Annotated in this window: 19 protein-coding genes; 3 read left to right on the forward strand and 16 right to left on the reverse strand. The window is 60.1% G+C overall.

The window, feature by feature from the left end:
* Positions 1 to 10: 10 nt before the first annotated feature.
* The 5 genes from U862_RS0110475 to U862_RS0110495 all read right to left on the reverse strand — a co-directional run bounded on the left by U862_RS0110475 (position 11) and on the right by U862_RS0110495 (position 5,436).
* The gene (locus U862_RS0110475; protein ID WP_025110360.1) at positions 11 to 2,461 is read right to left on the reverse strand and encodes a heavy metal translocating P-type ATPase; all 2,451 of its coding nucleotides are present in this window, start codon (positions 2,459 to 2,461) and stop codon (positions 11 to 13) included.
* A 121-nt stretch (positions 2,462 to 2,582) separates the two neighbouring features.
* The gene (locus tag U862_RS0110480; RefSeq protein ID WP_025110361.1) at positions 2,583 to 3,122 is read right to left on the reverse strand and encodes a FixH family protein; all 540 of its coding nucleotides are present in this window, start codon (positions 3,120 to 3,122) and stop codon (positions 2,583 to 2,585) included.
* 11 nt (positions 3,123 to 3,133) lie between these two features.
* Positions 3,134 to 4,549 carry a cytochrome c oxidase accessory protein CcoG gene (gene ccoG, locus U862_RS0110485; RefSeq protein ID WP_025110362.1) on the reverse strand — a complete coding sequence of 472 codons (1,416 nt, stop codon included), beginning with the start codon at positions 4,547 to 4,549 and terminating at the stop codon, positions 3,134 to 3,136.
* 222 nt (positions 4,550 to 4,771) lie between these two features.
* Positions 4,772 to 5,182 carry a type II toxin-antitoxin system VapC family toxin gene (locus U862_RS0110490; protein ID WP_025110363.1) on the reverse strand — a complete coding sequence of 137 codons (411 nt, stop codon included), beginning with the start codon at positions 5,180 to 5,182 and terminating at the stop codon, positions 4,772 to 4,774.
* Complete coding sequence (locus U862_RS0110495; RefSeq protein ID WP_025110364.1) at positions 5,182 to 5,436, reverse strand: type II toxin-antitoxin system Phd/YefM family antitoxin; 255 nt, start codon at positions 5,434 to 5,436, stop codon at positions 5,182 to 5,184. The genes U862_RS0110490 and U862_RS0110495 overlap by 1 nt, the downstream gene beginning before the upstream one ends.
* Positions 5,437 to 5,535: 99 nt before the next feature.
* On the opposite strand from U862_RS0110495, the gene U862_RS30860 reads away from it, so the two are divergent.
* Complete coding sequence (locus tag U862_RS30860; RefSeq protein WP_025110365.1) at positions 5,536 to 5,859, forward strand: hypothetical protein; 324 nt, start codon at positions 5,536 to 5,538, stop codon at positions 5,857 to 5,859.
* Between the two features lie 132 nt (positions 5,860 to 5,991).
* Here the strand turns inward: U862_RS30860 and ccoP (U862_RS0110505) are convergent, their stop codons facing one another.
* From ccoP (U862_RS0110505) to ccoN (U862_RS0110540), 8 genes are all read right to left on the reverse strand, one after another.
* Positions 5,992 to 6,975, reverse strand: coding sequence for a cytochrome-c oxidase, cbb3-type subunit III (ccoP, locus tag U862_RS0110505; protein ID WP_025110366.1), 984 nt, complete (start codon positions 6,973 to 6,975; stop codon positions 5,992 to 5,994).
* Positions 6,972 to 7,157 (reverse strand): CcoQ/FixQ family Cbb3-type cytochrome c oxidase assembly chaperone, encoded by a 186-nt coding sequence (locus U862_RS0110510; RefSeq protein ID WP_003175465.1) that lies wholly within the window; start codon positions 7,155 to 7,157, stop codon positions 6,972 to 6,974. The genes ccoP (U862_RS0110505) and U862_RS0110510 overlap by 4 nt, the downstream gene beginning before the upstream one ends.
* A gap of 5 nt (positions 7,158 to 7,162) precedes the next feature.
* Positions 7,163 to 7,771 carry a cytochrome-c oxidase, cbb3-type subunit II gene (gene ccoO, locus U862_RS0110515; protein ID WP_025110367.1) on the reverse strand — a complete coding sequence of 203 codons (609 nt, stop codon included), beginning with the start codon at positions 7,769 to 7,771 and terminating at the stop codon, positions 7,163 to 7,165.
* Positions 7,771 to 9,213 carry a cytochrome-c oxidase, cbb3-type subunit I gene (ccoN, locus tag U862_RS0110520; RefSeq protein WP_003223381.1) on the reverse strand — a complete coding sequence of 481 codons (1,443 nt, stop codon included), beginning with the start codon at positions 9,211 to 9,213 and terminating at the stop codon, positions 7,771 to 7,773. The genes ccoO (U862_RS0110515) and ccoN (U862_RS0110520) overlap by 1 nt, the downstream gene beginning before the upstream one ends.
* Before the next feature lie 481 nt (positions 9,214 to 9,694).
* Positions 9,695 to 10,648 (reverse strand): cytochrome-c oxidase, cbb3-type subunit III, encoded by a 954-nt coding sequence (ccoP, locus tag U862_RS0110525; RefSeq protein WP_025110368.1) that lies wholly within the window; start codon positions 10,646 to 10,648, stop codon positions 9,695 to 9,697.
* Positions 10,645 to 10,857, reverse strand: coding sequence for a CcoQ/FixQ family Cbb3-type cytochrome c oxidase assembly chaperone (locus U862_RS0110530; protein WP_029977586.1), 213 nt, complete (start codon positions 10,855 to 10,857; stop codon positions 10,645 to 10,647). The genes ccoP (U862_RS0110525) and U862_RS0110530 overlap by 4 nt, the downstream gene beginning before the upstream one ends.
* Positions 10,858 to 10,860: 3 nt before the next feature.
* The gene (gene ccoO, locus U862_RS0110535; protein ID WP_008082031.1) at positions 10,861 to 11,469 is read right to left on the reverse strand and encodes a cytochrome-c oxidase, cbb3-type subunit II; all 609 of its coding nucleotides are present in this window, start codon (positions 11,467 to 11,469) and stop codon (positions 10,861 to 10,863) included.
* Positions 11,470 to 11,479: 10 nt separating this feature from the next.
* Positions 11,480 to 12,904 (reverse strand): cytochrome-c oxidase, cbb3-type subunit I, encoded by a 1,425-nt coding sequence (gene ccoN, locus U862_RS0110540; protein WP_025110370.1) that lies wholly within the window; start codon positions 12,902 to 12,904, stop codon positions 11,480 to 11,482.
* Between the two features lie 95 nt (positions 12,905 to 12,999).
* Between ccoN (U862_RS0110540) and U862_RS0110545 the strand changes: the two genes are divergently transcribed.
* Positions 13,000 to 13,677 (forward strand): alpha/beta family hydrolase, encoded by a 678-nt coding sequence (locus U862_RS0110545; RefSeq protein WP_025110371.1) that lies wholly within the window; start codon positions 13,000 to 13,002, stop codon positions 13,675 to 13,677.
* Between the two features lie 1,158 nt (positions 13,678 to 14,835).
* Positions 14,836 to 15,201 (forward strand): DUF6124 family protein, encoded by a 366-nt coding sequence (locus tag U862_RS0110550; protein WP_025110372.1) that lies wholly within the window; start codon positions 14,836 to 14,838, stop codon positions 15,199 to 15,201.
* Positions 15,202 to 15,318: 117 nt separating this feature from the next.
* On the opposite strand, the gene U862_RS0110555 is transcribed toward U862_RS0110550, so the two are convergent.
* From U862_RS0110555 to U862_RS0110565, 3 genes are all read right to left on the reverse strand, one after another.
* Positions 15,319 to 15,738 carry a type II toxin-antitoxin system YafO family toxin gene (locus tag U862_RS0110555; RefSeq protein ID WP_025110373.1) on the reverse strand — a complete coding sequence of 140 codons (420 nt, stop codon included), beginning with the start codon at positions 15,736 to 15,738 and terminating at the stop codon, positions 15,319 to 15,321.
* A gap of 6 nt (positions 15,739 to 15,744) precedes the next feature.
* Entirely contained in the window at positions 15,745 to 15,891 is a 147-nt protein-coding gene (locus U862_RS30865) for a hypothetical protein (RefSeq protein ID WP_165369536.1), read from the reverse strand.
* A gap of 209 nt (positions 15,892 to 16,100) precedes the next feature.
* Positions 16,101 to 17,666, reverse strand: coding sequence for a PAS domain-containing methyl-accepting chemotaxis protein (locus U862_RS0110565; protein ID WP_025110374.1), 1,566 nt, complete (start codon positions 17,664 to 17,666; stop codon positions 16,101 to 16,103).
* Positions 17,667 to 17,691 lie beyond the last annotated feature (25 nt).

The raw sequence follows: 17,691 nt of genomic DNA on the forward strand, positions 1-17,691 counted from the left end.
CTCGCGCGGCTCAAGCCGGCAACGGGCGGGTTTCTGAGCGGGTGCCGACGACCGGCGCGCTCGGCAGGCGAGTCAGGCGCAGGGCGTTGAGCACCACGGTCAACGAACTGATCGACATGCCGACCGCGGCCCACACCGGGGTGATCCAGCCGAGGGCAGCGAACGGCAACATGAGGCCATTGTACAGCGCCGCCCACAGCAGATTCTCGATGATTACCCGGCGGGTGCGCCGTGCCAGTGTGAAGGCCTGCACCAGCGCGTCGAGGCGATTGGACAGCAGCACCGCATCGGCACTGGTTTTCGCCAGGTCGGTGGCCGAACCCATGGCCACGCTGATGTCGGCAGCGGCCAGCACCGGCACGTCATTCACGCCGTCGCCGAGCATCAGCACTTTGCGACCTTGTGCGTGCAGTTGTTGCAGCACTTGCAGTTTGTCATCCGGACGCAGACCGCCACGGGCCTCATCAATGCCCAGATCGGCGGCAACACTGGCAACCATCGGTGAGCTGTCGCCCGACAGCAGCAACGTGCGCCAACCACGCGCCTTGCACGCGGCGAGCAGGGCGGGCGCATCGTCGCGCAGGCGGTCGTCGAGTACGAACCAGGCCAACGGTCCGTGATCGTTGCCGAGCAGCAGCCATTGCCCCGGCTCATGCGGCATCGCTGGCACAGGCGCGCCGCTGAGCTCGCAGACGAATTCTGCCTGACCGATGCGCAAGCGCTGCGCGCCGACCCGTCCTTCGAGACCAAGCCCCGGTGTGCTGTGCACCTCTTCGGCGGCCAGCGGTGCGCGGCCGAAGGCGCGGGCAATCGGGTGTTCCGAGCGGTTTTCCAGCGCCGCGGCAAGGCTCAGGCATTGATCGCTGTTCAGCGTGCCCAGCGGGCGAATCGAACGCAGCACCAGGCGGCCTTCGGTCAGGGTGCCGGTCTTGTCGAAAATCACCGTGTCGATCTGGTTCAGGCCCTCCAGCACATGGCCGCGTGTCAGCAGCAGGCCGAGTTTGTGCAGGGTGCCGGTGGCGGCAGTGAGCGCGGTCGGCGTGGCGAGCGACAGTGCGCAGGGGCAGGTCGCCACCAGCATCGCCAGGACAATCCAGAACGCGCGTGACGAATCCAGCTCCCACCACAGCAGGCCAATGGCTGCCGCCGCAATCAGCGACAGCAGCAAAAACCACTGCGCGGCACGGTCGGCAATTTCCGCCAGCCGGGGTTTTTCGGCCTGGGCGCGATCGAGCAGGCGGACGATGGCCGACAGCCGTGTGTCCTGGCCCAGCGCCAGCACTTCGACGGTCAATGCGCCTTCGACATTCAGTGTGCCGGCGGTCACGGCGTCGCCCTGCGTGCGCGGTTGAGGCAGGTATTCGCCGGTGAGCAACGATTCGTCGATGCTCGACTGGCCATCGAGGATCTTGCCATCGGCCGGCAGAATCGCACCGGGCTGCACCAGTACCCGGTCGCCCAGGCGCAATTCGCTGAGCAGAATACGTTCGCTCTGGCTGTCGGCGTCGAGGCGCAGGCACGAGGCCGGCAGCAGATTGACCAGTTGCGCCGTCGCGGCGGCGGTGCGCTCGCGGGCGCGGCGTTCCAGATAGCGCCCGGCGAGCAGGAACAGCGCAAACATGCCGACCGCATCGAAATACAGCTCTCCGACCCCGGTGATCGAGGTCCAGATCCCGGCGATGTAGGCGCTGCCGATCGCCAGCGACACTGAAACGTCCATGGTCAGGTGGCGTGTGCGCAGATCGCGCATCGCGCCTTTGAAGAACGGCGCGCAGCTGTAGAACACGATCGGCGTGGTGAGGAACAGCGCGACCCAGCGCAGGATCGTGTGCAGCTCGGGGCTGAGGTCGATGTTGAATTCCGGCCAGGTGGCCATGGTCGCCATCATCGCCTGGAACCACAGCAGTCCGGCGACGCCGAGCTGGCGCAGGGCCAGACGGTTTTCGCTGGCCAGTTGTTCGCTGGCGCGGTCGGCCTGGTATGGGTGCGCGGCGTAACCGATGTGGCGCAGTTCGGCAAGGATCTGGCTCAGCGGCAATTGCGCGTCGGCCCAGCGTACATGCAGGCGATGGTTGGACAGGTTCAAGCGCGCCTCGGCCACCGCTGGCAGGGTGCGCAGGTGTTTCTCGATCAGCCAGCCGCAGGCAGCGCAGCTGATGCCTTCCATCAGCAGGGTGGTTTCGGCGAGATCGCCTTCGTGTCGCACGAACGGCTTTTGCACATCGGCGCGGTCGTACAGTGCCAGTTCATCGGTCAGTTGCACCGGCAGTGCTTCGGGGTTGGCCGAGGCTTCGCTGCGATGCTGGTAATAGCTTTCCAGACCACCGGCGACAATGGCTTCGGCCACGGCCTGGCAACCGGGACAGCAGAACTCGCGGGACTCCCCGAGCACGACGGCGGTGAAGCGACTGCCGGACGGGACGGGCAGGGCGCAGTGGTAGCAGGGGAGTGGGGTGGTCATCAGAGACATCTATGTTGTCGGCAAGGGCCTCTTCGCGAGCAGGCTCGCTCCCACATTTGATTTGCGTTGTTCACACAACCTGTGGGAGCGAGCCTGCTCGCGAATGCGCGAAGCGCAGGTTTTATTTATCCAGGTCTTCCGCGCCCTGCAGCGGTTCATCACCCAGCAGCAGATCCTTGTCATGGCTGACCTGTTCTTCTTCGAACATGCGCCATACGTGGTCATCCTGAGTGCCCAGCAGCTCGACAAAGCGGCGCCCTTCAACCTTGTCGCCCAACTGGCCGATGTAGCGGCCGGTTTCGGTTTCGCTGCGGGTCAGGACGATCTTGCGATCCTTCTCCGGCTGGGTCGGCGAGATCAGGTTCAGCTCCAGGGTTTTCGGCTGGCTGTCGCCACTGAGGCGCAGGTCGACTTCGCCGGTGACGCTATCCAGGTGCACGTTGGCGCGCATCTTCAGGTTCTGCGCCAGCAGCTCGCGATCCAGTGAGCGGTTGATGCCCTTGCCGGCTTCGTAGTAGTTGTCGTTGACCAGGTTGTCCGGATTGTTCACCGCGATAGTCACCATGGACAGCGTCAGGGTCACCGAGCAGGCCAGAATCCCGATGATGATCCACGGCCAAAGGTGCTTGTACCAAGGACTTGCGGCGTTTGCTGCGGGCATGTTCAGTTCTCTCAACGGTTTTGTGGGCCGATGAATCGGCTCTTGGCTTCAACGTGGACGCTGTCATCGTCGGCATCCTTGAGGAGGAATTTCACCTCGTTGGTGCTCGACGGCAATTGTTCCGGTGCGCTCGACAATTCCACCGGCATGCTGAAGATTTCGCCGGCCGGGACCTTGATCTCGCGTTTGCCCTGCAAGCGCAGGTCCGGCAGGCCGGTGGCTTCCAGCACGTAGGTGTGGTCGCGCTGATCCTTGTTCATGATCTTCAGGCTGTAGACGTTTTCGATTCGGCCTTCGGCATTCTCGCGGTACAGCACGCGGTCCTTGCTGACGTCGAAGCCGACCAGCGAGCGCATGAAAAATGCGGTCACCAACAGACTGATCATCGCCAGCAGCACCACCGCGTAGCCGATCAGGCGTGGCCGAAGTTTATGGGTTTTCTGGCCCGACAGGTTGTGTTCGGTGGTGTAGCTGATCAGCCCGCGCGGGTAGTCCATTTTGTCCATGATCGCGTCGCAGGCGTCGATGCACGCCGCGCAGCCGATGCACTCGATCTGCAGGCCATCACGGATGTCGATGCCGGTCGGACACACCTGAACGCACATAGTGCAGTCGATGCAGTCGCCCAGGCCCTGGGCCTTGTAGTCGACGCCTTTCTTGCGCGGGCCACGGCTTTCGCCGCGCCGCGGATCGTAGGAAACGATCAGGGTGTCCTTGTCGAACATCACGCTCTGGAAGCGTGCGTACGGGCACATGTAGATGCACACCTGTTCGCGCAGCCAGCCGGCGTTGCCGTAGGTGGCGAGGGTGAAGAAACCGACCCAGAAATACGACCAGCCATCGGCCTGGCCGGTGAAGAACTCGAACACCAGTTCGCGGATCGGCGAGAAATAGCCAACGAACGTCATGCCGGTGACGAAACCGATCAGCAGCCACAGTGAATGCTTGGCGGCTTTGCGCAGGAACTTGTTGGCGCTCATCGGCGCCTTGTCGAGTTTGATGCGCTGGTTGCGGTCGCCTTCGGTGACCTTTTCGCACCACATGAAAATCCATGTCCACACGCTTTGCGGACAGGTATAGCCGCACCAGACGCGGCCGGCGTACACGGTGATGAAGAACAGGCCGAACGCGGCGATGATCAGCAGGCCCGACAGCAGGATGAAGTCCTGCGGCCAGAAGGTTGCGCCGAAGATGAAGAATTTGCGTTCCGGCAAGTTCCACCATACCGCCTGATGGCCGCCCCAGTTCAGCCAGACCGTGCCGAAATACAACAGGAACAGGGCGGCGCCGCCCATCATCCGCAGATTGCGGAACAGGCCAGTGAAAGCGCGGGTGTAGATTTTTTCTCGAGAGGCGTAAAGGTCGACGCTGTTGTTGGCGTTCTTGCTGGGTGGTGTGACGTCGTGTACCGGAATCTGGTTGCTCATCATTGCATCCCACGGCAGTGGAAAAATGCCTCGGTCGATACGTGCCGACCGCGGTCAGAAAGAGGTGTTGCAGTGGCGCAATGATACGCCGGTCGCTCTGGCTCAAGGGTGCGACCTTTGGTCGCGTTGGGGAAAAAACGTGAATGGTGTAGCGAATGCAGCAAAGCCTGATGCAGGTCAATTGACTTGTTGAGTATGGACAGTTTTGGCGCGGTCGCTAATTCATTGTTCCCAGGGGTTGATCAGGGCAACGCCACTCGCCTGGAAATCACCGACATTGCGGGTGACCACCGTGAGTCCGTGTACCAACGCTGTGGCGGCGATCAACGCATCGCTTTGATTGGCCTGATCAGGCACATGCAGGCTGGCGCAACGCAGTGCCACGGCGGCATCGACCGGCAGGATTCGCGCTTCGAAGGCCGGCATGACGTGGCGCGTCAGCCAGCTGCGCAGCAGTTTTCCCTGAGCGGGATCGCGCCGTTCCATTCGCAGTACCCCGGTTTCCAGTTCTTTCAAGGTGATGGCGGAAATATACAGGCGAGGGGCGATGACGCTTTTGGCCCAACTGACGACATTGGCGTCTGCCTGCGGCTTGCGAAGTTCGGATATCACATTGGTGTCGAGTAAATACATCAGGACAGATCCACAGGGCGATGGGTGATGACTGCACGCTCGGTTTCGAACTCGATGTCGGCGGCCTCTGGCATGACCAGCAAATCGACGATGTTTGCGTGTGCGCCGCTCAGTTTCTGAAATTCCTCGATGCTCAACAGTACATGAGAGGCCTTGCCACGGTCGGTGATGATCACAGGACCCAGACGCGCAGCCTTTTTGGCGCTGCTGGTGTCCTGATTGAATTCACGGCTGGAGATGGTGGTGATTGCCATCAGGGTTGACCTCTTGCTATACAGATGTAGCAACGTTACTACTTTGCCTTCGGCGCGGCAATCGAGGGGGACGGGGCTCAGCCGTCCGTTAGTCGGTTCATGGCTGGTGTGAGACGAAACGGCCTCGTAAAGAGCGCAAGCCGTTTCGGGTTTATACAGACCGGGTTTCAAGATTCAAGGCAGCCTGCCGCCGCCCAGGCTGTCGAGGCTGCCGGTATTTCGGTGGGGTTTTGTGGTGTTTCTGGAGTCAGGGGATACCGGTTTGCCCAGTGGCGCGGCAACGGTTTTCACGGAGTGATCCACTGCTTCGGTCTCGTGAACGGTTTCAGTGGGTGGCTGATCAATCAGGAGTTGGGAGTTGTCATCATTCAGCATGGCGGCTTCATCCTTGAAGTTTCTCCGATGCGGATCATCGGGCTGTGAAGGACGCTACAGACCTTGCTGAATCGCGTCCATCCGGGATATGTCTCAAGGTATGAAATACAGGGATGTCGCCCATGAAAAAGCCCCCGCCAGATCACTGGCGGGGGCTTTTTCATGCATCAGACGTTGGCTTTACTGGGCCTCGGCTTCCGCTGGTTTATCACCGTGGGACAGGCTGTAAACATACGCTGCCAGCAGGTGCACCTTGTCGTTGCCTTGCAGTTGTTCCTGCGCAGGCATCTGGCCCTGACGGCCGTAACGGATGGTCTGCTGCAGTTGCGCAAAGCTCGAACCGTAGATGAACGCGGCCGGGTGGGTCAGGTTCGGTGCACCCATGGCTGGGGTGCCTTTGCCTTCCGGACCGTGGCAGGCCACGCAGTTGGCGGCGAACAGTTTCTGGCCGTTGGCAACGTCAGCCTTGGTGCCTTCCGGCAGCTTGCGGCCATCGAGGTTGCTCACCACGAACGCAGCCACGTCCGCCACGCCTTGTTCGCCGATCACGTCGGCCCAGGCCGGCATCACCGCGTGACGACCGCCCATGATGGTAGTCTTGATGGTTTCCGGTTCGCCGCCCCAGCGCCAGTCGGCGTCGGTCAGGTTCGGGAAGCCATAGGCGCCCTTGGCGTCGGAGCCGTGGCAGACCGAGCAGTTGGAGGCGAACAGGCGGCCACCCATCTTCAGTGCTTGCGGATCCTTGGCGACTTCTTCGATCGGCATGGCCGCGAACTTGGCGAAGATCGGACCGAACCTGGCGTCCGAGCGAGCCATTTCCTTTTCCCACTCGTGAACGCCGGTCCAGCCGGTCTTGCCGTTGGCGAACGCGGTCTGCTTGTCGTTATCGAGGTAGTTGTAGCCAGGCAGCAGGCCTTTCCAGTTGCCCAGGCCTGGGTACAGCACCAGATAGCCCAGCGCAAACACGATGGTGCCCACGAACAGCATGAACCACCATTTCGGCAGCGGGTTGTCGTACTCCTCGATCCCGTCGAAGGAGTGGCCCACGGTCTCTTCCGTCTGTTCACTGCGCTGGCCCTTGCGGGTCGACAGCAGCAGCCAGGTCAGGGCGAAGATCGTACCGAGACTGAGGACTGTGACGTACAGACTCCAGAATGTAGTCATTCTTTGTTACTCCTAGAAGCTTGCTCGACGTGCTTGATGGCTTCGGGATCATCCGCGAAAGGCAGCAAGGTCGCGTCTTCAAACTCCGACTTGCGCTTGGGGCTGAACACCCACAGCGCCAGACCGATGAAGGCCACCATCACGACAACGGTGCCCAGGCCACGAATCATCCCGATATCCATCTAGATCACCGTTTGCTTTTGATGATGGTGCCCAGGCCTTGCAGATAGGCCACCAGCGCGTCCATTTCGGTTTTACCCTTCACAGCGTCTTTTGCACCGGCAATGTCTTCGTCGGTGTAAGGGACGCCGAGCGTGCGCAACACTTCCATTTTCTTGGCCGTGTCTTTGCCGTCGAGCTTGTTTTCCACGAGGAACGGGTAAGCCGGCATTTTCGACTCAGGCACCACGTTGCGCGGGTTGTACAAGTGCGCACGGTGCCAGTCATCGGAGTAACGACCACCGACACGGGCCAGGTCCGGACCGGTACGCTTGGAACCCCACAGGAACGGGTGATCCCAGACGCTTTCACCGGCGACCGAGTAGTGGCCGTAGCGTTCGGTTTCAGCACGGAACGGGCGGATCATCTGCGAGTGGCAGCCGACACAGCCGTTGGCGATGTAAATGTCGCGGCCTTCCAGTTCCAGCGCCGAACGCGGCTTCATGCCTTCGACCGGCTTGTTGGTGACGTCCTGGAAAAACAGCGGAACGATCTGGGTCAGGCCGCCAATACTGACGGCGATGACCATGAAGAAGGCCAGCAGGCCAATGTTCTTCTCGACAGCTTCATGCTTCATCAGTGAGCTCCAACGACAGCGATCTGGGCGGCGGCTTCGGCTTCAGCCGGGTTCGAGGCGCGCACGGTGCGCCAGACGTTGTAAGCCATCAGGAGCATGCCGCTGGCGAAGAATGCACCGCCCAGGGCACGGACGATGTAGCCCGGGTGGCTGGCTTGCAGCGCTTCGACGAACGAGTAGGTGAGGGTGCCGTCATCGTTGATCGCACGCCACATCAGGCCCTGGGTGATGCCGTTGACCCACATCGAGGCGATGTACAGCACGGTGCCGATGGTCGCGAGCCAGAAGTGCGCGTTGATCAGGCCGACGCTGTGCATCTGCGCACGACCGAACAGTTTCGGGATCATGTGGTAGATCGCGCCGATCGAGATCATCGCTACCCAACCGAGTGCGCCGGCGTGTACGTGGCCGATGGTCCAGTCGGTGTAGTGCGACAGCGAGTTGACGGTCTTGATTGCCATCATCGGACCTTCGAAGGTCGACATGCCATAGAACGCCAGCGAGACCACGAGGAAACGCAGGATCGGGTCGGTGCGCAGCTTATGCCAGGCGCCCGACAGGGTCATCATGCCGTTGATCATGCCGCCCCAGCTTGGCGCCAGAAGGATGATCGACATCGCCATGCCCAGCGACTGCGCCCAGTCCGGCAGCGCGGTGTAGTGCAAGTGGTGCGGGCCGGCCCAGATGTACAGGGTGATCAGCGCCCAGAAGTGCACGATCGACAGGCGATAGGAGTAGATCGGACGTTCGGCCTGTTTCGGTACGAAGTAGTACATCATCCCGAGGAAGCCGGTGGTCAGGAAGAAGCCCACGGCGTTGTGGCCGTACCACCACTGGATCATCGCGTCGGTCGCACCGGCGTAAGCCGAGTAGGACTTGAAGAAGCTGACCGGCAAGGAGGCGTGGTTGACGATGTGCAGCATCGCGGTAACGACGATGAACGCGCCGTAGAACCAGTTACCGACGTAGATGTGCTTGGTTTTGCGTTTGGTGATGGTGCCGAAGAACACCAGTCCGTAGGAGACCCAGACAATCGCCAGCAGAATGGCGAGCGGCCATTCCAGTTCCGCGTATTCCTTGGTGGTGGTGTAACCCAGCGGCAAGGTAATGATCGCGCCGACGATGACTGCTTGCCAGCCCCAGAAGGTGAAGGCCGCGAGGCTGTCGGAGATCAGTCGCGTCTGGCAGGTTCGCTGCACGACATAGTAGGAAGTGGCAAACAGTGCACAGCCACCAAAGGCAAAAATCACCAGGTTTGTGTGCAACGGGCGCAGGCGTCCAAAGCTCGTCCACGGCAGACCGAAGTTCAATTCCGGCCAGACCAGTTGCGAGGCGATGAAGACACCGAGCCCCATGCCAAGGATCCCCCAGACCACCGTCATGATGGCGAACTGGCGGACTACCTTATAGTTATAAGCAGTCGGACTGATTGCTGTGCTCATTCTAAGGTTCCACGGTTTGGGTGTTTTATTAGGATTAAAATCGGCCGCAAGTATGCAGAGAGCAGGGGGTCATTGCAACGCGCCATGACCTGGGTCAATGCTTTCCAACGCTGATTCTGCGGCCTTTCCATGCGCCGCGTAAGGACAAAATTGGCCTCGGACAAAATGTCGCAGCGGACGAAAAAAGCGAGGGGTTCAGGTCAGTTGTAACGAGGTGTGTTCGAACGCAGTGATCGGGTGACGGACGGTCATTGGCGCGACAGCCGGTATCTACCGGGCTTTGCGCTGTGTCAGTCAGGCGATTTGTCGAACACATCGCTCAAGGTCGACCTGGAACCGGCACGGGCCAGTCCGCATCGAGCAAGCGTAGACCCGAATCGGGGGATCCGAAAGGAGAGGGTACGAAGGGGTGCGACAATGCGTCGCAAAGGGGCTGGGTGCTGCCGCACCGAGAATGGTGCGGCAGAGTTGTTCGCAATGCTTACTGCTTGTTGTCTTCAGTAATCAGTTTTTCTGTATTCAATCCGTGCGACAGGCTGTACACATAAGCCGCCAGCAATTGCACTTTGTCGTTGCCCAACAGCTCGTTCTGCGCCGGCATGTGGCCTTGGCGGCCATGGCGGATGGTCTGCTCGAGTTGGGTCAGGCCAGTGCCATAGATAAATCCGGCCGGGTGCGTCAGATTCGGCGCACCCATGGCTTCAGTGCCGTGGCCGGTTGCCCCATGACAGGCTACGCAAGTGGTGCTGAACGCTTGCTGTCCGGCTTGCAGGTCAGCCTTGCTGTCGGCAGGCAATGGCAGGCCGGCCAGTTCATGACGCACATACGCCGCGACGTTCTTCACCCCGGTTTCACCGAGCACTTCGCCCCAGGCCGGCATCGCCGCCATCCGACCACCCATGATGGTGGTCTTGATGGTCTCGGCATCGCCGCCCCAACGCCAGTCCTTGTCAGCCAGGTTAGGGAAGCCGAAGGCACCCTTGGCATCCGAACCGTGGCACACCGAGCAGTTGGACGCGAACAGACGGCCGCCCATTTTCAGCGCCTGCGGATCCTTCGCCACTTCTTCCACCGGCATAGCGGCGAATTTGGCGAAGATCGGCCCGAACTTGGCGTCAGCCTTGCTCATTTCCTTTTCCCACTCGTGCACGCCCGTCCAGCCGTCCTCGTAACCCGGCAGAATGCCTTTCCAGTTGCCCAGGCCCGGATAGAGGATCAGATAGCCCACGGAAAACACCAGCGTGCCGGCGAACAGCATGAACCACCACTGCGGCAGCGGGTTGTCGTACTCCTCGATGCCGTCGAAGCTGTGGCCCATGGTCTGGTCGACGCTGCCCTTGGTTTCGCCCCGGCGGGTGCCGACCAGCAGCCAGGTCAGGCCGATCAGGCTGCCGATGGTCAGTACGCAGATCCACGTACTCCAGAAGGTGGTCATGGCCGGGTACTCCTTGTTTCAGTTGCAGGGGTTGGGTCGGGTTGCGGTTCGTCGGCAAACGGCAGCAGGCGCGCTTCGGCGAATTCCGGCGTGCGCTTGCGGTTGAACACCCAGAGGGTCAGGCCGATAAAAGCTACAAATACGACCACGGTGCCTAAGCCGCGAATCAGCCCCGCGCTCATTTCGCTTATTCCAAAGAAGATCGGCATGGCTCACCTCTTGCTCTTGATCGCAGTGCCAAGCACTTGCAGGTAGGAGACGAGGGCGTCCATCTCGGTCTTGCCCTTGAGGCTGGCCACCGCGCCGCTGATGTCGTCGTCGGTGTACGGCACGCCCAGGGTACGCATGACCTTGAGCTTGGTTTCGGTGTGGCTGCTGTCGACCGCTTGTGTGACCAGCCATGGGTAGGCTGGCATCTTCGATTCCGGTACGACGTTGCGTGGGTTGTACAAATGCGCGCGGTGCCAGTCATCCGAGTAACGCGCGCCGACCCGGGCCAGGTCCGGACCGGTACGTTTCGAGCCCCAGAGGAACGGGTGATCCCAGACGCTTTCACCGGCCACCGAATAGTGTCCGTAGCGTTCGGTTTCGGCGCGGAACGGGCGGATCATCTGCGAGTGGCAACCGACGCAGCCTTCGCGGATGTAGATGTCGCGGCCTTCCAGTTGCAGCGCGGTGTAGGGCTTCATGCCTTCCACCGGTTTGTTGGTGACGTCCTGGAAGAACAGCGGGACGATCTGGGTCAGGCCGCCGATGCTCACGGCGAACACCATCAGCAGCATCAGCAGGCCGACGTTCTTTTCAATCGTTTCGTGTTTCATGGCGGACTCCTCAGGCCATCTGCGCGGCAGCAACGACGTCAGCAGGCTGCGAGGCCCGCACGGTGCGCCAGGTGTTGTAAGCCATCAGGAACATGCCGCTGAGGAAGATCGCCCCACCAATCAGCCGCACGACGAAGCCTGGGTGGCTGGCCACCAGGGTTTCGACGAAGGAATAGGTCAGCGTGCCGTCCTCGTTCACTGCGCGCCACATCAGGCCCTGGGCGATGCCGTTGACCCACATCGAAGCGATGTAGAGCACGGTGCCGATGGTCGCGAGCCAGAAGTGCGCGTTGATCAGGCCGACGCTGTGCATCTGCTCTTTGCCGAAGATTTTCGGGATCATGTGGTACAGCGCGCCGATGGAAATCATCGCCACCCAGCCGAGTGCGCCGGCGTGTACGTGGCCAATGGTCCAGTCGGTGTAGTGGGAGAGGGCGTTGACCGTCTTGATCGCCATCATCGGACCTTCGAAGGTCGACATGCCGTAGAACGCCAGGGATACCACGAGGAAGCGCAGGATCGGGTCGCTGCGCAACTTATGCCAGGCGCCCGACAGGGTCATCATGCCGTTGATCATGCCGCCCCAGCTCGGGGCCAGCAGTACCAGCGACATCACCATGCCCAGCGACTGCGCCCAGTCCGGCAGCGCGGTGTAGTGCAAGTGGTGCGGGCCGGCCCAGATGTACAGGGTGATCAGCGCCCAGAAGTGCACGATCGACAGGCGATACGAATACACCGGACGCTCGGCCTGTTTCGGCACGAAGTAGTACATCATCCCGAGGAAACCGGCGGTGAGGAAAAAGCCTACGGCGTTGTGGCCGTACCACCATTGCACCATCGCGTCGGTCGCACCGGCGTACACCGAGTACGACTTGGTGAAACTCACCGGCAACTCAAGGTTGTTGACGATGTGCAGGATCGCCACGGTGATGATGAACGCGCCGAAGAACCAGTTGCCCACATAAATGTGCTTGGTCTTGCGCTGCATGATCGTGCCGAAGAACACGATGGCGTAGGCGACCCAGACGATGGTGATCAGGATGTCGATCGGCCACTCAAGCTCCGCGTATTCCTTGGAACTGGTGTAGCCCAGCGGCAGGCTGATGGCTGCCAGCAGGATCACAAGCTGCCAGCCCCAGAAGCAGAACGCGGCGATTTTCGGCGCGAACAATTGCGTCTGGCAGGTGCGTTGCACCGAGTAGAACGAACTGGCGAACAGCGCACAGCCACCGAACGCGAAGATCACCGCGTTGGTGTGCAGCGGGCGCAGACGGCCGAAACTGGTCCAGGGCAAATTGAAGTTGAGTTCAGGCCAGACCAATTGGGCGGCGAGAAAAACCCCGAGCCCCATGCCGACGATGCCCCACACCACCGTCATAATGGCGAATTGGCGGACCACCTTGTAGTTGTAGGCGGTACTGATAGAAGTGTTCATGGTTCCCCATCCACGGTTCAGCCGAAGTGAGCGCGCGCAGAAAACGCCGCGAATCCTTCGTCTGGAGTTATAGGCAGACTAAAAGCGAGGCAAGCATGGACAAACAGCACAAGGCCAGTATTGACGGGGATCAATGGGCGCAGTGCGTGCGGGATCGTGGGTGGCTTTGGGATGCCGCTGATGATGAGGCTGAGGCGACGTTGATCCTGGCACATGGGGCAGGGGCGCCTATGGACAGTGACTGGATGAACGATATGGCTGGGCGCCTTGCCGGGCTTGGTATCAACGTGTTGCGGTTTGAGTTTCCTTATATGGCGCAGCGGCGGGTTGATGGGGTTAAACGACCGCCGAATCCTGCGGGGAAATTGCAGGAGTGCTGGCGTGAGGTTTTCGCTGAAGTGCGACGTCATGTCGCTGGAGTTTTGGCGGTTGGCGGGAAGTCGATGGGGGGGCGGATGGCCAGTCTCTTGGCCGACGAGTTGGGCGCTGATGCGTTGGTTTGTTTGGGGTATCCGTTTTATGCGGTTGGGAAACCGGAGAAGCCTCGGGTTGAGCATTTGGCTTCTTTGCGGACTCGGACATTGATTGTTCAGGGGGAGCGGGATGCTCTTGGCAATCGGGACGCTGTCGGGGCTTACGATCTATCGCCGAGTATTGAGGTGTTTTGGTTGGCCTCTGGGGATCATGATTTGAAGCCGCTCAAGGTTTCCGGGTTTACGCATGAGCAGCATTTGGCTGCCGCCGCGCAGAAGGTGGCTGCGTTTCTTCATTGAGGTTTGGGTGTTTATCCGTTGCTGCGGTTATGGCTGCTTAGGGTTTCGCCCTTACGGCGACTCACTTTTTTGACAAACGCCTCAAAAAAGTAAGCAAAAAAACGCTTGCTCCTACGTGCGGCCCGCTCGCTAAAGCTCGGGGTTCCTTCGCTCCGGGATTGATCCGGGAGCATCGCCTACGGTTTGCTGCGCTGCACCTCCTCTCGATGTGTTTGGCTTCGCCAAACGGTCGCTGCGCTCCCACCCCCGGATCAATCCCTCCACTCAGCCTTCCGACGTCGCCCGTGGATCAAGATCAAAAGCTGCAGCCGAGCTAACGCTCATCCTGTTGAGTGGGGCGGCTTTGCCGCGTGGGGGATACACAAATCAAAGCCGTAGGCCTTCGCCTGCTCGCGATGGCGGCCTACGAGCCGATCAATCTCCACCTGAATACACCCATTCCAACTGTGGGAGCTGGCCTGCCAGCGAAGGCGGCCTAAGAGCCGACCAATCGCCACCTGAATACACCCATTCCAACTGTGGGAGCTGGCCTGCCAGCGAAGGCGCCCCACGAGCTGACCAATCTCCACCTGAATACACCCATTCCAACTGTGGGAGCTGGCCTGCCAGCGAAGGCGGCCTAAGAGCCGACCAATCGCCACCTGAATACACCCATTCCAACTGTGGGAGCTGGCCTGCCAGCGAAGGCGCCCCACGAGCCGACCAATCTCCACCTGAGTCCACCCAATCCAACTGTGGGAGCGGGCTTGCTCGCGAAAGTGGCGGCCCAGTCACCGCCCAAATCGAGGACAATTTCCGGCTCTTCATGCCCCGTTTAAATTACACGAAGCGTTACGTGATAAGGGCTACAACACCTTGCGCCGTTACCTACACGTACGCCAGAATCCGCCGGCTTACGCGGCTATGAAGTGGTTGTATCGTTTCCCTGTCACTGAAAAACAGTGATCGGGTTTGGTAGCCCGATTCGGTACCGCCGTATGGCGCCACCTTGTTCAGCCTTATTTTTGCGGCTGCGTTTTATATGGTGGACATGCGTGGGGCTCATTCGTGAGCGCCGGGTTTCCGTATCGACCGGTCTACCAACCCGCGCATGGCCGCCACCCATCGTTTGGTAGCGAGGGTGATGGCTCTTATTTATTTCGATACGAGACTTCATCCATGTTCAAAATCACACCAAACCCACCGCACACAGATCCAATCCCCCACGCCCCCGCGCTTGATCCGCAAAAGGTCAAAGAGGCCACCGATCGCGCCCTCGACTATTACCTCAAACCCGAAGACCTGGGCGCTCCCCAAAACTCGTCCAGATTTCGCCCCGTCTATCTCGTCGACCCCACGCTGTATGACGAAACCCTGCTGGTCGAAGCGAGCGAGTCGCTTTCATACGCCCACGCCGTGGCCGGCAACATCGCCAACTCAATCGGCGGCCCGGAGCGCAAACCGCTGCTGGCGCTGCAACAGCTGATCATGTTGAACGAGCTGCTGGTAAATCGACTTCTGGACCGGCTGCGCTTGCCGCAGTAATCGCGGGTAACCGCGTGTAACGCCAAATCAAAAACAAAAAACCGGATAGCTCTCACTATCCGGTTTTTTGTTATCACCAACTCAATACATTTTCCGAGGAACCGGCCAGCCAGTTAATCAAAAGTCGTCGAGGTCGGAATAGATGACTTTTCCCACAACCCATGGCTCAACAATCTCGCAATGCACCGTGCGCAGAAATGAACCCCACTCACTCCGGTTATGGGCATCGGGGCCAGTGATTGTCAGCAAAAGGTATTCATCCCGGAAAGCATCGTAGGCGTAGATAAGCCAGAAGTCGTTGTCAGGATCGTCAATCAGGGCAGTTCGATAATACTGGCGGTCTATTTTCGCCCACCGCGACTGGTTCGCTTGGGTGCTGGCCAGGTGGATGTGGTGCATATCGCTGAGGTCGAGTCGTTCGTCTCGCCCGAAAAGAACGGGCAGTTCACCGCACACTTTGTAGTTATAAAAATGAGCGGCGAAGTTTTTCCAGTTGTTGATTTGTTCGAAAAGCGCAGAGATTTTGACTGCTGGCATCTATGGCTACTTTGTTATGGGTAGCTTGCCAGTGATCACATATTTATCGAACGCTTTCTGCCCATCACGCGCGGCTTGCCGGACATCAAGAAAAGTCAGTTCATCGCGAATGACTTTTTTAACCGGCTTGTCGATCTTTCTGGTGGTGGCCATCGGAGCCTCCAAAGGAGATGTATTCATACTGACCAGCTTAAGGGATTGGGTATCTACCGGCAAACGATAGAGCCCTCCCAAAAAACGCACCAGTCAGCGGATTCTGGCGTGTTTGTAGGGCATGACGCCCCAATGTGTAGTCACGCGTGAGCCACAATAAAAAAACCCGGAAGCTCTCGCTATCCGGGTTTTTCGTATCACCCATCCAATCAGCGGTTAAACCGCTCCACCAACGAATACTGCGTATTAGCCGTCTTGGTCAGCTCTTCACTCAGCAACGCCGAGTTATGCGCCTGTTCCGACGTCTGATCCGCCAGTTCCGAAATATTGCTGATGTTGCGGCTGATTTCTTCAGCCACCGCACTTTGCTCTTCCGTCGCCGCAGCAATCTGCGTGGTCATGTCGGTGATGTTGGCCACTGCTTCGCTGATGCCGACCAACGCCTGATCCGCTTCCAGCACCCGCGCCACACCTTCTTCGGCCTGACGATGCCCGGCTTCCATGGTTTGCACGGCGCTTGACGCGGTCTGCTGCAACTTCGCGATCAAGGCATGGATCTGCCCGGTCGATTCGCTGGTGCGTTGCGCCAATTGGCGGACTTCGTCGGCTACCACGGCAAAACCACGGCCCATCTCGCCGGCACGCGCTGCTTCAATCGCAGCGTTCAGAGCCAGCAGGTTGGTCTGGTCAGCGATGCCTTTGATCACGTCGACCACGCCGCCGATTTCGTCGCTGTCCTTGGCCAGTTGCGTCACGGTCAGGCCGGTTTCACCCACGACCACGGACAAACGCTGAATGGCTTCGCGGGTTTCCCCGGCGATGTCGCGGCCGCGACCGGTCAGGCGATTGGCTTCCTGAGTCGCGTCGGCGGTGCGCTGTACGTGGCTCGCCACTTCTTGCGTGGTGGCGGCCATCTGGTTGACGGCGGTGGCGACCTGTTCGGTTTCCACGCGCTGACGTTCCAGGCCGCTGGAGCTGTTGTGCGCCAGCGCGTCGGATTGCTTGGCCTGATCGGTCAGGTGTTCGGCGGTGTCCTGCAGACGGGTCAGGCAGGTTTTCAGACGCGCTTCCTGGCTGAGGATCGACATTTCCAGACGCGCCTGCGCGCCTCGGCTGTCGGTGTACATCTGTGCGATCAGCGGGTCTGAGGTGGTTTGCTCGGCCAGACGCAGCAGGCGCTTGAGCCCGCGTTGCTGCCATTGCAGGCCCATCAGGCCCAGCGGCACCGACAGACCGGCGGCGAGGGCGAAGCCCCAGTGCGAGTTCAGGGTCGCGCCGATCACGAAGCTCAGTTGGCTGACCAGAATGAACGGCAGCCAGTCCTGCAGCACCGGCAGCCATTTATCGCTGGAAGGGATCGCCGACTTGCCTTGGTTGATGCGTTGGTAGAGCGCTTCGGCTCGGCGGATCTGTTCGGCGGTGGGTTTGATCCGCACCGACTCGTAACCGACCACCTGATTGCCGTCGAACACCGGTGTTACATAGGCGTTAACCCAGTAATGGTCACCGGTCTTGCAGCGATTCTTGACAATGCCCATCCATGGCAAGCCTTGTTTCAGTGTGCCCCACATGTGCGAGAACACCGCAGCCGGGACGTCGGGGTGACGGACCAGGTTGTGCGGCGCACGGATCAGCTCTTCACGCGAAAACCCGCTGATCTCGACGAAAGCGTCGTTGCAGTAGGTGATCACGCCCTTGGCGTCGGTTGTGGAAATCAACCGCTGCTGAGCCGGGAAAGTCCGTTCGCGTTGTGTAATGGGCTGGTTATTACGCATGGTTTTTCAATCCGCAAGGCTTTGA

It is taken from the genome of Pseudomonas sp. H1h, from assembly GCF_000633255.1.
Taxonomy (GTDB): Bacteria; Pseudomonadota; Gammaproteobacteria; order Pseudomonadales; family Pseudomonadaceae; genus Aquipseudomonas.

Coding starts and splice junctions, on each gene's coding strand:
- U862_RS0110545 (WP_025110371.1), top strand. CDS start 13,000: ATGGACAAACAGCACAAGGCCAGTATTGACGGGGATCAATGGGCGCAG.
- U862_RS0110530 (WP_029977586.1), bottom strand. CDS start 10,857: ATGCCGATCTTCTTTGGAATAAGCGAAATGAGCGCGGGGCTGATTCGC.
- ccoP (WP_025110368.1), bottom strand. CDS start 10,648: ATGACCACCTTCTGGAGTACGTGGATCTGCGTACTGACCATCGGCAGC.
- U862_RS30860 (WP_025110365.1), top strand. CDS start 5,536: ATGGCTGGTGTGAGACGAAACGGCCTCGTAAAGAGCGCAAGCCGTTTC.
- ccoG (WP_025110362.1), bottom strand. CDS start 4,549: ATGAGCAACCAGATTCCGGTACACGACGTCACACCACCCAGCAAGAAC.
- ccoN (WP_003223381.1), bottom strand. CDS start 9,213: ATGAGCACAGCAATCAGTCCGACTGCTTATAACTATAAGGTAGTCCGC.
- U862_RS0110475 (WP_025110360.1), bottom strand. CDS start 2,461: ATGACCACCCCACTCCCCTGCTACCACTGCGCCCTGCCCGTCCCGTCC.
- U862_RS0110555 (WP_025110373.1), bottom strand. CDS start 15,738: ATGCCAGCAGTCAAAATCTCTGCGCTTTTCGAACAAATCAACAACTGG.
- ccoO (WP_008082031.1), bottom strand. CDS start 11,469: ATGAAACACGAAACGATTGAAAAGAACGTCGGCCTGCTGATGCTGCTG.
- U862_RS0110510 (WP_003175465.1), bottom strand. CDS start 7,157: ATGGATATCGGGATGATTCGTGGCCTGGGCACCGTTGTCGTGATGGTG.
- U862_RS0110565 (WP_025110374.1), bottom strand. CDS start 17,666: ATGCGTAATAACCAGCCCATTACACAACGCGAACGGACTTTCCCGGCT.
- U862_RS0110480 (WP_025110361.1), bottom strand. CDS start 3,122: ATGCCCGCAGCAAACGCCGCAAGTCCTTGGTACAAGCACCTTTGGCCG.
- U862_RS0110490 (WP_025110363.1), bottom strand. CDS start 5,182: ATGTATTTACTCGACACCAATGTGATATCCGAACTTCGCAAGCCGCAG.
- U862_RS0110495 (WP_025110364.1), bottom strand. CDS start 5,436: ATGGCAATCACCACCATCTCCAGCCGTGAATTCAATCAGGACACCAGC.
- U862_RS30865 (WP_165369536.1), bottom strand. CDS start 15,891: ATGGCCACCACCAGAAAGATCGACAAGCCGGTTAAAAAAGTCATTCGC.
- ccoP (WP_025110366.1), bottom strand. CDS start 6,975: ATGACTACATTCTGGAGTCTGTACGTCACAGTCCTCAGTCTCGGTACG.
- ccoN (WP_025110370.1), bottom strand. CDS start 12,904: ATGAACACTTCTATCAGTACCGCCTACAACTACAAGGTGGTCCGCCAA.
- U862_RS0110550 (WP_025110372.1), top strand. CDS start 14,836: ATGTTCAAAATCACACCAAACCCACCGCACACAGATCCAATCCCCCAC.
- ccoO (WP_025110367.1), bottom strand. CDS start 7,771: ATGAAGCATGAAGCTGTCGAGAAGAACATTGGCCTGCTGGCCTTCTTC.